The organism is Alteromonas halophila, assembly GCF_014651815.1.
Lineage (GTDB): Bacteria > Pseudomonadota > Gammaproteobacteria > Enterobacterales > Alteromonadaceae > Alteromonas > Alteromonas halophila.
The window spans coordinates 672,154-685,027 of sequence record NZ_BMXP01000001.1 but is presented as its reverse complement, the minus strand read 5'-3'; the positions used below and the strand labels follow the sequence as shown (position 1 = coordinate 685,027).

13 protein-coding genes are annotated in these 12,874 nt (G+C 51.5%); 6 read left to right on the top strand and 7 right to left on the bottom strand.

What is annotated here, in order from left to right; translation table 11 throughout:
- Positions 1-63 precede the first annotated feature (63 nt).
- The 4 genes from rplT to thrS form a co-directional block, all read right to left on the bottom strand.
- Positions 64-420: a 50S ribosomal protein L20 gene (rplT, locus tag IE054_RS03150; protein ID WP_189403604.1), complete on the bottom strand. Its 357-nt coding sequence runs from the start codon at positions 418-420 to the stop codon at positions 64-66.
- A gap of 19 nt (positions 421-439) precedes the next feature.
- Positions 440-637 (bottom strand): 50S ribosomal protein L35, encoded by a 198-nt coding sequence (rpmI, locus tag IE054_RS03145; RefSeq protein WP_189403603.1) that lies wholly within the window; start codon positions 635-637, stop codon positions 440-442.
- Positions 638-756: 119 nt separating this feature from the next.
- The gene (gene infC / locus IE054_RS03140; protein WP_189403794.1) at positions 757-1,296 is read right to left on the bottom strand and encodes a translation initiation factor IF-3; all 540 of its coding nucleotides are present in this window, start codon (positions 1,294-1,296) and stop codon (positions 757-759) included.
- Positions 1,297-1,383: 87 nt separating this feature from the next.
- On the bottom strand, positions 1,384-3,294 hold the full coding sequence (gene thrS, locus IE054_RS03135) for a threonine--tRNA ligase (RefSeq protein WP_189403602.1): 1,911 nt from the start codon (positions 3,292-3,294) through the stop codon (positions 1,384-1,386).
- A gap of 190 nt (positions 3,295-3,484) precedes the next feature.
- Between thrS and IE054_RS03130 the strand changes: the two genes are divergently transcribed.
- From IE054_RS03130 to IE054_RS03120, 3 genes are read left to right on the top strand one after another with little or no spacing between them, the layout of a single operon-like run.
- Entirely contained in the window at positions 3,485-4,477 is a 993-nt protein-coding gene (locus IE054_RS03130; protein WP_229804980.1) for a fructosamine kinase family protein, read from the top strand.
- 18 nt (positions 4,478-4,495) lie between these two features.
- Complete coding sequence (locus IE054_RS03125) at positions 4,496-5,260, top strand: pteridine reductase (RefSeq protein ID WP_189403601.1); 765 nt, start codon at positions 4,496-4,498, stop codon at positions 5,258-5,260.
- Positions 5,241-6,266, top strand: a complete 1,026-nt coding sequence (locus IE054_RS03120; RefSeq protein ID WP_189403600.1) for a DUF3080 family protein — start codon at positions 5,241-5,243, stop codon at positions 6,264-6,266. The genes IE054_RS03125 and IE054_RS03120 overlap by 20 nt, the downstream gene beginning before the upstream one ends.
- Before the next feature lie 366 nt (positions 6,267-6,632).
- Here IE054_RS03120 and IE054_RS03115 read toward each other — a convergent pair whose 3' ends face one another.
- On the bottom strand, positions 6,633-7,568 hold the full coding sequence (locus tag IE054_RS03115) for a diguanylate cyclase (protein ID WP_189403599.1): 936 nt from the start codon (positions 7,566-7,568) through the stop codon (positions 6,633-6,635).
- A gap of 211 nt (positions 7,569-7,779) precedes the next feature.
- Between IE054_RS03115 and IE054_RS03110 the strand changes: the two genes are divergently transcribed.
- Complete coding sequence (locus IE054_RS03110) at positions 7,780-8,175, top strand: Hpt domain-containing protein (RefSeq protein WP_189403598.1); 396 nt, start codon at positions 7,780-7,782, stop codon at positions 8,173-8,175.
- Positions 8,176-8,181: 6 nt separating this feature from the next.
- Here IE054_RS03110 and IE054_RS03105 read toward each other — a convergent pair whose 3' ends face one another.
- The gene (locus IE054_RS03105; RefSeq protein WP_189403597.1) at positions 8,182-9,195 is read right to left on the bottom strand and encodes an adenosine deaminase; all 1,014 of its coding nucleotides are present in this window, start codon (positions 9,193-9,195) and stop codon (positions 8,182-8,184) included.
- A 172-nt stretch (positions 9,196-9,367) separates the two neighbouring features.
- Between IE054_RS03105 and IE054_RS03100 the strand changes: the two genes are divergently transcribed.
- Complete coding sequence (locus tag IE054_RS03100; RefSeq protein ID WP_189403596.1) at positions 9,368-10,690, top strand: NCS2 family permease; 1,323 nt, start codon at positions 9,368-9,370, stop codon at positions 10,688-10,690.
- Positions 10,691-10,735: 45 nt separating this feature from the next.
- Here IE054_RS03100 and IE054_RS03095 read toward each other — a convergent pair whose 3' ends face one another.
- On the bottom strand, positions 10,736-11,392 hold the full coding sequence (locus IE054_RS03095; protein WP_189403595.1) for a TetR family transcriptional regulator C-terminal domain-containing protein: 657 nt from the start codon (positions 11,390-11,392) through the stop codon (positions 10,736-10,738).
- A gap of 190 nt (positions 11,393-11,582) precedes the next feature.
- Here IE054_RS03095 and guaD point away from each other — a divergent pair, with 190 nt between their 5' ends.
- Positions 11,583-12,872, top strand: a complete 1,290-nt coding sequence (guaD, locus tag IE054_RS03090; protein ID WP_189403594.1) for a guanine deaminase — start codon at positions 11,583-11,585, stop codon at positions 12,870-12,872.
- Positions 12,873-12,874: the final 2 nt, after the last annotated feature.

The following is a 12,874-nucleotide window of genomic DNA, read 5'->3' as shown; positions in this document are numbered from 1 at the left end:
AAAAACGGCGAGCCATCCTGGCTCGCCGTTTTCCGAAAGAACTTAAACTTAATTAGTTAATAATTAAGCTAATGCGCCTTTAGCCGCATCGACTAAGGCACTGAATGCTGCTTTGTCATGTACCGCGATGTCGGCAAGGATCTTACGATCGATTTCGACAGACGCTTTTTTCAGACCGTTGATGAAACGGCTGTACGACATACCATTTTGACGGGCCGCAGCATTGATACGTGCAATCCACAGTTGACGGAATTGACGCTTTTTGTTGCGACGGTCACGGTAAGCATATTGACCAGCTTTCGTTACCGCTTGTACTGCTACGCGGAATACACGTGAACGTGCACCGTAGTAGCCTTTTGCCTGCTTGAGGACTTTTTTGTGACGAGCACGTGCGATCGTGCCGCGTTTTACTCTAGCCATTAATCAGTCTCCTTAAGTCTTAAACGTATGGCAGCATACGCTGAACCAGTTTGGTATCGGCGTCGTGAACCAGTTTTTTGCCACGAAGGTGACGTTTACGCTTAGTGCTCTTCTTGGTCAGAATGTGACGCAAGTGAGACTGTTTGCTTTTAAAGCGGCCAGAACCCGTTTTCTTAAAACGTTTGGCGGCACCGCTAACTGTTTTCATTTTAGGCATTGCTAAAACTCCGCATTGTTAATAGCGACCGGTGGAGTGCAGAATTCCGTTGGTCGGTTAATATTTGCAGCAGGGTGGTTTTAAAGGGTGCAGAACCTGAAAAACACTTTAGACCACTACTACTTCTTATTTGGGGCTAGCACCATGATCATCTGACGGCCTTCCACACGACGTGGGAAAGACTCGCAAGTGGCAACGTCCTCCAAATCGCCTTTAACGCGATTTAAAAGCTCGATACCGATCTCCTGGTGGGCCATTTCACGTCCGCGGAAGCGAATCGTGACTTTGGCTTTATCACCCCCTTCAAGAAAGCGACGCAGGTTGCGCAGTTTTACCTGGTAATCGCCTTCATCAGTGCCAGGGCGGAATTTAACCTCCTTGACCTGAATTTGCTTCTGTTTTTTCTTCTGCTCTTTCTGAGCTTTACTTTTTTCGAAGAGGAACTTGCCATAGTCCATAATTTTACAGACTGGCGGCTCAGCATTCGGACTGATTTCAACAAGATCCAGTGAGGCTTCAGTAGCAGACTCCATCGCTTCGGTAAGCGTTACAATCCCTACCTGATCTCCATCTTTGCCAATTAACCGTACTTCTCTGGCTTTAATATCATCGTTAATGCGGGCTTTGTCGCCCTGAGCCTTATTGTTAGCGCCTTTAATGTGCTATTCCTCCAAAAACTTTAATCGTCTGCCCGCCCCTTGCAGTATTGCTGGCGGCGGGCCCTCAATGTGCGTACTCCTGATAAATCAGGCCTTGTCGGCCACTTCCTGCTGAGCGCGGGTGATGAAAGCGTCCAGATGCATCTTTCCAAGATCGTCACCACGGCGGGAACGTACTGCTACCTCACCGGCTTCCATTTCTTTGTCACCCACCACCAGCATGTAAGGAACACGCTTTAAGGTGTGCTCGCGGATTTTAAAGCCTATCTTCTCATTTCTCAAGTCAGACTTTGCTCTAAAGCCCAATTCATTGAGTTTTTTCACGCAATTACGTGCGTAATCGGCCTGATTATCCGTGATATTCATCACCACAATTTGTTGCGGCGCCAGCCACAACGGGAAGAAACCAGCGTATTCTTCGGTCAGAATACCGATAAAGCGCTCCAGCGAGCCCAAAATGGCACGGTGAATCATTACCGGTACACGACGTTCACCGTCTTCTGCCACATAGCTTGAGCCTAAGCGTCCCGGCATGGAGAAGTCCAGCTGCACGGTACCGCACTGCCAGGCACGGTCCAGACAATCATGCAGGGTAAATTCAATTTTCGGCCCGTAAAACGCGCCCTCACCCGGCTGATAGTCAAACTCGATGTCGTTAGCTTTTAGGGCTTCGGCCAGAGCCGCTTCTGACTTGTCCCAGATATCATCTGAGCCCACCCGTTTATCCGGACGTGTCGACAGCTTCACGGCAATTTTTTCAAAACCGAAGGCCGCGTAGGTTTCATACACCATCTGGATACAGCTTGAGACCTCATCCAGGATCTGTTCTTCGGTACAAAAAACATGAGCATCGTCCTGCGTAAAGCCACGCACACGCATCAGCCCGTGCAGTGCACCTGATGGCTCATTACGATGACAGCAGCCAAACTCGGCCATACGCAGCGGCAGATCGCGATACGATTTCAGGCCCTGATTAAAGATTTGGACATGGCCCGGGCAGTTCATGGGTTTCACCGCGTACTCGCGCTTTTCCGATTCGGTGGTGAACATGTTCTCGGCGTATTTGTCCCAGTGACCGGATTTCTCCCACAGTGAGCGGTCCATCATCATCGGGCCTTTCACTTCGTCGTACTGGTATTCACGCAGTTTTTCACGTACAAACTTTTCCAGCTCGGTGTAAATCGACCAGCCGTCGTTGTGCCAGAACACCATACCCGGTGCTTCTTCCTGCCAGTGGAATAAATCCAGCGCCTTGCCAATTTTACGGTGGTCGCGCTTCTCGGCTTCTTCTAATCGCTGCAGGTACGCTTTAAGCTGTTTCTTGTCGGCCCAGGCGGTGCCGTAAATGCGTTGCAGCATTTTGTTGTCGCTGTCACCGCGCCAGTAAGCGCCCGCCACTTTCATCAGTTTAAAGTGGTGACAGAACTTCATGTTGGGTACGTGCGGGCCACGACACATGTCAGTGTATTCTTCGTGGTGGTATAGCGCCGGATTGTCGTCCTGACTGATGTTTTCATCCAGAATTTCAATCTTGTAGCTCTCGCCGCGCTCGGCAAAGGTTTCGCGCGCTTGTGCCCAGCTTACGGTGTTCTTCACCACTTCATAGTTGGTCTTGGCCAGCTCCAGCATACGCTTTTCCAGCTTTTGCAGGTCTTCATGCGACAGGCTGTGATCCATATCTACGTCGTAGTAGAACCCATTGTCGATAACCGGACCGATGGCCATTTTGGTTTCCGGCCACAATTGCTTGATGGCGTGGCCTAACAGGTGCGCGCAGCTGTGACGCAGGATCGCTAGTCCGTCCTCGTCTTTGGCGGTAATAATTTGCAAAGCCGCATCGTGGTCGATCACATCCACTGCATCTACCAGCTCGCCGTCCACTTTACCGGCAATGGTGGCTTTTGCCAGACCAGGGCCAATATCGCTGGCAACATCGAGTACAGAAACAGGGTTATCGAAAGCGCGCTGGCTTCCATCGGGGAGCGTAATTACAGGCATGTTTTGTCCTTGACAGTGGTGACGCCTACTCTGCGCCACTTGTTATTGTGTTTTGTAAAACGAAAAATAAAAAACACCCCATAGGGTGTTATTACTTCAGAGCATTACCATTGCCCTGACACAGGCTACTAGCTTTAGCGTATAAGGCGCCTGTTCTGCTGCGATTATAACGGCTTGCCCGTGACTTGCAATGGCGGTGCACGCATCCGGACAAAATCATCCTGGCAGCAACAGAATTATTCTCGGTAAAGCCAGAAATATTGACCATAATGAGAGAAAGGTTTTCGATATGGTGACAGCAACCATGTGGCATTTTATCAGTGAGCAGATATCTTCAGCCCTCGACATGCCGTTTATCTGTCAGCACCAAAAAATGGCATCCGGTGGTGATACCCATCAGTGCTTCGTGATCCGCGATGAGCGCCACCGCTTTTTTGTCAAAATTCACCCGCTGGAAGCAAGCAAACCGCTTAAATGCGAAGCCGAGGGCTTGTCGGCAATGGCCGCGATTGAGGGCGTGTCGGTACCGCGCGTAATCGCCTGTGGCGATGTTCATGTGGATGGGCGCGACATTGAATATCTGGTGTTATCCCATCTGCGTTTTCAGCCGTCTGTCGACACCGCTACCTTGTACGGGCTGGGAAAAATGGTGGCCCGGCTGCATCAGGCCAATGGGTATGCTCATTATGGCTGGGACGAGGATAATTTTATCGGCGCCAGCGTGCAGGAAAATGGCTGGTATGAAAACTGGGCAGACTTTTTTGCCGAGAAACGTATTGGCAGTATGCTCGAGCGTTTCAGTCGCAAAGGCATGATGATTACGGATAACGACGTTCTGGTTAACAGTGTGCATCAGCAACTGAGTTCCCATCACCCCGCCCCATCGCTGCTGCACGGCGATTTGTGGTCAGGGAATGCAGGGGCAACCAACAAGGGGCCAGTGCTCTACGATCCGGCGGTTTATGTGGGGGATGCCGAGACCGATCTAGCCATGACAGAGCTGTTCGGCGGCTTTGGTGAGGCCTTTTACGAGGGATACCGTTCAGAGCATGCAATAGCAGATGGCTATGCTGCGCGTAAACCAATTTACCAGTTGTACCATATACTTAATCACGCATTATTGTTTGGATCCGGCTATGCCAATCAGGCAAAATCACTGATTTCCCAGATCCAGCACAGCTGACTAAGTGAGAGTACACCCGTGACGCAACATTCAACCTCTGCCGGCCAGCCTGTAGCGCTGGTGACCGGGTCCGCAAAGCGCATTGGCAAAACACTGATCACCCGCCTGCATGCACAGGGCTACGCGGTCATTGTTCACTACCATCATTCTGCTGATGCTGCCGACACGCTGGTCACTTCACTTAATGACACGCGCAGTGGTTCCGCCACCGCACTGCAGGCCGATCTGAGCGATCCGCAAGCGGTTAAACGGCTTGGTCAGGACGCCCTGCGTTGCTTTGGGCGTCTGGACGTGCTGATTAACAATGCGTCAGCGTTTTATCCAACGCCGCTTAATGAGGCCTCGCCGGATGACTGGCACAGCCTCATGGGCAGTAATGTGCAGGGTGCCTATTTCTTAACTCAGGCCGTTGCCGGTGCGCTCAATAAGACAGAGGGCGTCATTATTAATATGGTGGACATGCACATCGACCGGCCCCTGCCAGAGCATTCACTTTACTGCATGGCAAAATCGGCACTGGCTTCACTCACCCGCTCGCTTGCGACAGAACTCGCCCCTGATGTGAGAGTGAATGGTATTGGACCCGGGGCTATACTCTGGCCCGAACGCGACATGGATGAGGATGACCGGCAGGCCATGCTTGCAGGCATTCCGTTAAACCGGCTTGGCAGCCCCGATGATATTGCTGATACGGCGCTGTTTCTGATAAAAGCTCGCTATATCACCGGCCAGATCATCTATGTTGATGGCGGCCGGAGCATTCATGCTGTTGCGTCTGCGTAACAGCCTGCTTGTTCTATTCCCGGCATTGCTGCTGACCGGGTGTTTTGGCGGCAGTGCGCTGGAAGATGCCGTTGAGGACTATCATACCCGCCTGTCACGGGTTCTTGAGGCGCCATTGCCCACACCCGATAACCGGCCGGCGTTAAACTACCCCGCGTCAGCCTCCCTTCGCCAGGCGATCCCGTCGGTAAACGTCAATTTGCGCGAGTTCTATGCGCTTCAAAACTGCGAACTGGGAACACTGGTCGCCGAGCGCAATACAGCAGTAGGAAAAACCCAGCAGCCGTCTCAGCGTCTGGCGTATGAAACGCAACTGCTTGCCTCCATTGATGAATGTATCACCAGACTTCGGGGCACAGACCCGACACTGGCTACCCGGTTAACTACCATTAAATCGGTAAAAAGCCAGCAGCGTCAGCAGGTCTGGGCCAACCTTATTCAGTCTGGCCAGGAAATGCAGTATGCCCTGTCAATGCCCAGAGCCCTGCTACAGGCAAATGGCAATCGCGATGCGCGGGCCGGACTCAGTGCGCTTCATTATCTGCATGAACGTCGCACACTGTCGCCTTTTACGTTAAATGAACTGGAAAGCCAACTACAGCAAACCGCATCGGCACGCCTGCCCGCTAAACTGTTCCAGACCCAGCGCTACCTTAAGCAGACATTGTCGCCCCTCACCGAGGCGCTGACACCGCTACTTGCTGCGGTAGCCTGTCCGGATGGCCGGGCCTCTGAACAGGCCAAAATTCTGCGCAATGTATTTTACCTGTTTTTTATCGAAAAAATTCAGCCTGTTGGCAGTCGGATTAACGACTATCACTACCAGCTTGCGCCCCTTTATAAAGACTGGACAACGATGCCCGCTTTTCACCCGGATTTTCGTGCCTATATTGAAAACTATGGCGTAAGTGGGTTTGCCGCGTATCAGCGCGCCGTGGATGAACATGTGCAGTTGTGGCAGGAATTTCTAGGCCGGTGTAATTTATCACCCCAGGCACCGGGATAAACTGCACTCAACTCGCTCTGACATGCGCAGCGCCATGACAGCTGTGGCCTGATAACATTGTACTGACCCAGACCAACGGCTAAGCGCATGCTACTTCAGCATACTGGCGCAATCATCAGCTTTGATAATGAGCGCGTCGGCATCGCGCGATAATTTACTTGTGTGCTGTAACCGAGAGGGTTCATATCGTTCACGGTAGAGGCAGACAGACGTTCGCGAGACGGATACGTCGATTGCGACATGCAGGTACCGAACGGCTCATGAGATGACGTCTGAGAAAAGCAGTACTCGCCGCCTTCATCGCTTTAGAAGGCTGGTATGACAAGCGCTTCAAAAAAAGAGAGTATTAGGTGTAAGCAGCCAGCTTTATTCAGAAAGCGCCATTTTCCAGACTCGGCTTCTGCCTTCTTCCTTTGCTTTATAGAGCTTTTTATCAAGCCGCCCTAATGCTTCAATAATCTTGTTATTTCTGAGCTCCTCAACGTCACAGCATTCAACACCGGCACTCAGGGTTAGCTTTCCTTTTATACCTTTTTTATTTTCTTTATTTAGTTCCCGAACGTTGTCCACCATCTTCTGTGCTCTTTGCGATGCCCCGTTAAGGTCAGTATCGGACAGCAGTATAAGGAATTCCTCCCCCCCAAAACGGATCACGACATCTCGCGGCCTGTGAACGCTGTGATTTAGTGCTTCAGCAACCTGCTTCAGACAAGCATCTCCCTCTAAATGGCCATAGGTATCATTAAACGCTTTAAAAAAGTCTATATCTACCAACACCATCGAAAGGCATTGCTGCTCACGCAGTAACTGACGAATTATTGATGGCAGTTCGTAACGCAGATATAAGCGGTTATAAACCCCAGTCAGCGGATCGTAAAGCGTCAGGTTTTCAAGCAGTTCCATCCGTAGTTTGTTTTGTATGTGAGTTTTGACGCGAGCACGTAAGGTTGTCATTGTGACGGGCTTCAACACATAATCCGCGGCCCCCACCCGCCAACAGTTATTTTCAGTTTCAACGTCCAGCGTTGCAGTAACAAAAATAACCGGCGTACTCTGAGTGTTCTCATGACGCTTTAACTCCATACATACTGACAGCCCATCACGCCCAGGCATGTCCAAATCCAGAATAATCAGGTCTGGCTGAGTATGCTGACAAAAAGCAATGGCCTCTTCGCCACTGCCTACAACTGCACATTGAACCATTTTATCCAGTGCGGATGATATTACTTCCTGGCTTACCAGTTCGTCATCAACAATCAGAACCTGACACTCTTTCAGGGGTTTGGTTTCCAGTTTTAGCATCCTCATACCCTCTTACTACTGACCCAGTGATGTCGCTAACCACACTGGCCTGCCGAATACAGGTATGAGTCTTCATACCGCCACGTATAGGCGTTACTCTATTATCGATCCCTCAATAGATGAGCAACAAAATTAGTATATGCTTATACTATGCACAATATGAAGCACCAATACCGTTTCGTTAGACTAATTGCTAATTTAAGGAGGAATAATGTCGGCACTGGGTCTGGATATTATGCAGTTTGACAGTCAGACATACCCCCTGTGGGACAGGCAGGCAGCCCTGTTGCGACTGGCTGGTAGTGAGGTACTGTTGGATAATATAGTAGCGATCTTTCTTAATCAGATAAAGGGCACGACTGCTAGCTTAACCGGCGCTATTGCCCAGGCCGATGCCGAACAGGTGCGCCATTTCAGCCATTACCTTAAAGGCAGTAGCGGTGATGTTGGCCTAAGCCGTCTGTTTGCCTTCTGTGAAGTGTTTGAGCGGGCTGCTAAAGCGGGGGAAGTAGACAGTATTGCACAGCGAAAAGACGCCTTCCTCCAGGTTGTCGATGACTCCGTGGCCTGTCTGCAGGCTCATCTGCAACAGCAACAACAGCAGTAGTATGCGTTAGCCTGCCATTTCAAATACTGAATTAACGCTGGCAATATGGCGGGCTTTCACCGCTTCAGGCAAAAAGCTGCCCGTAAAACCATTGATAACCAGTTGCCGCAGTTGTGCTGCGGTCATTCCCAGTTCGCGTTCAAGTGCCATAAAGTTTGCCACCAGATCGCCATCAAAATAACTGGGATCATCTGCATTCACCGTTACCAACAGCCCCGCATCAAGCAGTCGCAAAATATTGTGCTGCGCCATATCGTCAATCACGCACAACTTGAGGTTACTTTGCGGGCAGACGGTCAGCGCAATTTGCTTATCCCGTAACCGCGCCATCAGCGCCGGTGCCAATTCACATTTTACGCCATGATCAATGCGATTAACATGCAGTACATCAAGCGCCTGCACAATATACTCCGGCGGCCCCTCTTCACCGGCATGGGCCACACACTTAAAGCCCCGCGCCCGAGCCTGTGCGAATACATCTGTAAACTTTTCCGGCGGATTGCCTACCTCAGCGCTATCCAGCCCAACAGCCGTAATATGCTCGTACCAGGGCTCAGCCTGGGCGAGTGTGTCAAACGCATCAGACTCAGGTAAGTCGCGCAAAAAACACATGATTAGCGTGCTGGTTATGCCCCACATCTGCTTCGCTTCCTCCAGCGCCTTTAAAAAGCCAGGCATAAAAACGTCAAACCCCACGCCGCGTTTGGTATGCGTTTGAGGATCAAACATAATTTCCGCATGCACAATATTCTGCGCGTTGCACGAGGCAAGGTAGTCCTGCATCAGTAAATAGAAGTCTTGCTCATCGCGCAGCACATCCGCGCCCTGGTAATAAAGATCGAGGAAGCTCTGCAAATCCGAAAACTGATACGCGTCGGTAATAGCGTCAACGCTTTCGTAAGGCAGCGTAATGCCGTGGCGTTGCGCCAGACTCCACATTCGCTCTGGCGTCAGTGTGCCCTCAATATGCAGATGTAACTCGGCTTTAGGTAATGCCCTGATGAGCCCGGAAAGTGACATGGAAGCGCTCCTTTATTCCGCCTTTTTGCTTTTTTTACGTGAAAGTGATGCATAGTCAAGGCAACAACTGGTACGTTGTATCTTTCCATAAAACACATCCAGAACGCCATAGCTGTATGAAACCGATTACCAGCATCGAGCGACACTGACCAAACTAACCGGGGTGTACACCATGTTCATAGAGCGTCTGTTTAAGTTGCAGGCACATCAGACCACCATGAAAAAAGAGCTGGTCGCGGGCCTGACAACATTTGCGGCTATGTCGTACATTCTGATTGTGAATCCGGGGATCCTGGGGCAAAGCGGAATGCCGGTCACTGGCCTCATTACAGTCACTGCCCTGTCGGCGTGCATTGGCACCCTGCTGATGGCACTGATGACAAACTACCCTATCGCACTGGCACCCGGAATGGGACTCAATGCTTTTTTCGCCTTCACGATTTGCGTGTCCCGTGATGTCCCCTGGGAAGCCGCGCTGGGTATTGTGTTCTGGAATGGCATCTTGTTTTTACTGCTGACCCTGACCGGGATACGGCGCAAAATTGCCGAAGCCATTCCCCGGGCGCTGAAAATTGGTGTGCAATGCGGCATTGGATTGTTTATCGCCTTCATCGGGCTGAAAAATGCCAATCTGGTGGTAGACAATCCCGCCACATTTGTGTCTCTCGGCGACTTGTCTCAACCGGCCGTATTGCTGGCGCTTTTCGGGATCTTACTGACCATTGTACTGCTTATTCATCAGGTAACCGGCGCCATTTTACTGTCCATACTGGTCCTGACATTCATAGGCCTGTTTATTCCTGTTTCCGACGGAACTCTGACCTCCCCGCCACCCGCTATTGTAGGCATGCCCGATGACATCAGCAGCACATTTATGGCGATGGATATTCTGTATCCTATTGAGCACCTTGCACAAACCTGGGATCTGATTTTTGCGCTGATGTTTGTGAATATGTTCGACACTATCGGTACCCTGCTGGGTGTCTCCCGCCGTGCCAACCTGCTCACACCAACGGGTAAACTGCCGCGTATGGGCAATGCCATGACCGCCGATGCGGCAGCAAGCATCGCCGGCGCAGGACTTGGCACTTCACCGGTAACCAGTTATGTCGAATCAGCTGCCGGCGTATCTGCAGGGGGGCGTACCGGACTGACTGCCGTGGTGGTGGCCCTGTGCTTTTTACTGGCGTTGTTTTTTACACCGCTGATGAAAGCCATTCCACTGATGGCAACCACACCTGCACTACTGGTGGTGGGGATCCTGATGATGGAAAGTATCCGTCAGCTGGACTTTGATGATTTAGGGGCACTGGCCACAGCATCGGTTGCCATTATCACCATGCCCCTCACTTTCAGTATCAGTGAAGGTATTGCACTTGGCTTTATCACGCATGTCAGCATTAAACTTGGCACTGGCCGGTTTCGCGACGTCAGCGCGCTGACCTATTGCCTGGCGGCGATTTTCCTGCTGCGTTATATCTTTGATTTAACCTGACTACCGCCTTGCGGGCAGCGCCGTTTTAACCGATAAAGGTCTGACTTACGAGGCCGTTTCCGGTAACGCATTTTCAGGCACTATGAGGCCACAACCGGTCAGGATCACGTGCTGTAAGTGTATGGTTGCCCTGGCAAAATCTTCCTTGCGCATCTTTTGCCCGCGCAACTGCGTGACCTGCGCGGCAAAGTCAGCATAGTGCTGGGTACTGGCCCAAATCTGATACAGTAAAAATTCGGCATCGACAGGCGCCATTTTACCGGCATCAATCCATGCATTGATCACGGCCACACGGCCTGCCATCCAGGCTGCCTGGGTTTCATTAAAAAAGTCAGTCAGGTTCGCTGCGCCGTTTATCACTTCCATGGCAAATATTTTCGAGGCAAGTGGCTGTACGCGCGACAAGGTCATCTTTTCTGCAATATATGCTGCCAGGATCTGGGCTGGATCGTCATCCTGGGTGGCACCGTCAAAGCAGGAATTCCACTGGCTCAGCAGCTCTTCGAGTAACGTCTGATAAAGCACCTGTTTGGTTTTAAAATAATAGAGAATATTGGTTTTCGGCAACCCGGCTTCGTCAGCAATTTGCTGTACTGAAGCCCCTTTAAATCCGTACGCGGCAAAGATTTTTTCTGCAGCGGCCAGAATGGCGCGGCGGTTACGGGCACCGACTCTGGCGTCCCCTGCACGTTTTTCGTTCATGAATGATGGCTCTCCTGTTGCAGCAACGACTGTGGGGCGCGCCGTGCTAAAGTCGCTTATAGTGCCATAATCAGCGCGTCTTACAATGTGTCACACCACGCCCTGATGCCTGTTATAGTAAAAAACGGTAGGCAGACCGGGCCACGCCTGCTATTCTCCCCGGCCGTTTTTGCGCATGACTCTCGTATCTATGGATATAATCAAAGGCCATATTGCTCATTTTCCACTCGCCACTGCTACCCCCGACGCCGATCTCAGTATCATGCGTGACGGCGCGCTGGTGATCGAAGGCGAGGATATTATTGCGATGGGCCATGCCAATGATATGGTGGCGGCTTATCCACACGCCCATATTCACGACCACTCTGGCAAATGGCTGATCCCGGGGCTGATTGACAGCCATGTGCATTACCCGCAAACCGAGAGCATTGCGTACTATGGCGAACAGTTGCTTGACTGGCTTAAAAAAGCGACGTTTCCTACTGAGCAAAAATTTGCTGATGAAACCCACGCACGTGCTATTGCAGAGGTGTTTGTCAGTCAGCTGTTTCGCCACGGCACGACCACAGCCCTGGTCTATTCGAGTGTGCATAAGCATGCCTGCGAGGCCATTTTTCAGGCTGCTACACGCTATAATATGGCGCTTATTGCCGGTAAAGTGTGTATGGACAGACACTGCCCGCCCGCGCTTCAGGATACGGCAGAATCAGCCCAGCAAGACAGCGCAGCGCTTATTGAGCGCTGGCACAACAAGGGGCGTAACCTGTACGCACTCACTCCGCGCTTCGCCCCCACCAGCAGTGCGCAGCAGCTAAAGCGACTGGGCGAGCTGGCGCAGCAGTACCCGGATGTGTTTGTACAAACGCACCTGTCAGAAAACAAAGACGAAATTGACTGGGTTGCATCACTTTACCCGGATGCGGACAACTACCTGGACGTGTATGACCGCGCAGGCCTGGTGCGACACCGTTCAGTATTCGGTCATGCTCTGCATTTAAGCGAGAGCGAATGGCAGTGTCTGGCCGACCGCGACGCCACGATCGCATTTTGCCCCAGCTCCAACTTGTTTTTGGGCAGCGGACTGTTCGACTTGCAGCGTGCTAAGCGCGCCAAGGTTCCTGTCACTCTTGCCACAGATGTGGGTGCCGGCACTGGCTTTAGCATGCTAAAAACCTATGCAGACGGCTATAAGGTAAGTCAGTTACAACAGGCGCCGCTTTCGCCGCGGGAAGGATTTTATATGGCAACCCAGTCGCCTGCCGCAGCCTATAATCTTGCGCAGGACATTGGCAATCTGAACCCCGGCAGTAAAGCCGATATTGTGGTACTGGATCCGCAGTGTGATGAACTCACACGTCTGAGACTGGGCGACATGGCAGAGTTTGATGACTGCTGGTTTGCATTAAGTATACTGGGTACAGAACGTGCGGTCGCCGAAACCTGGGTCGCCGGTCAGGCTGTATATTCACGGGATAACTGACG

Excerpts from the sequence above, each read along its gene's own strand:
- IE054_RS03100 (WP_189403596.1), top strand. The coding sequence starts at position 9,368 with ATGTTCATAGAGCGTCTGTTTAAGTTGCAGGCACATCAGACCACCATG.
- rpmI (WP_189403603.1), bottom strand. The coding sequence starts at position 637 with ATGCCTAAAATGAAAACAGTTAGCGGTGCCGCCAAACGTTTTAAGAAA.
- rplT (WP_189403604.1), bottom strand. The coding sequence starts at position 420 with ATGGCTAGAGTAAAACGCGGCACGATCGCACGTGCTCGTCACAAAAAA.
- IE054_RS03110 (WP_189403598.1), top strand. The coding sequence starts at position 7,780 with ATGTCGGCACTGGGTCTGGATATTATGCAGTTTGACAGTCAGACATAC.
- IE054_RS03095 (WP_189403595.1), bottom strand. The coding sequence starts at position 11,392 with ATGAACGAAAAACGTGCAGGGGACGCCAGAGTCGGTGCCCGTAACCGC.
- IE054_RS03115 (WP_189403599.1), bottom strand. The coding sequence starts at position 7,568 with ATGCTAAAACTGGAAACCAAACCCCTGAAAGAGTGTCAGGTTCTGATT.
- IE054_RS03105 (WP_189403597.1), bottom strand. The coding sequence starts at position 9,195 with ATGTCACTTTCCGGGCTCATCAGGGCATTACCTAAAGCCGAGTTACAT.
- thrS (WP_189403602.1), bottom strand. The coding sequence starts at position 3,294 with ATGCCTGTAATTACGCTCCCCGATGGAAGCCAGCGCGCTTTCGATAAC.
- IE054_RS03130 (WP_229804980.1), top strand. The coding sequence starts at position 3,485 with ATGGCGGTGCACGCATCCGGACAAAATCATCCTGGCAGCAACAGAATT.
- guaD (WP_189403594.1), top strand. The coding sequence starts at position 11,583 with ATGGATATAATCAAAGGCCATATTGCTCATTTTCCACTCGCCACTGCT.
- IE054_RS03120 (WP_189403600.1), top strand. The coding sequence starts at position 5,241 with ATGCTGTTGCGTCTGCGTAACAGCCTGCTTGTTCTATTCCCGGCATTG.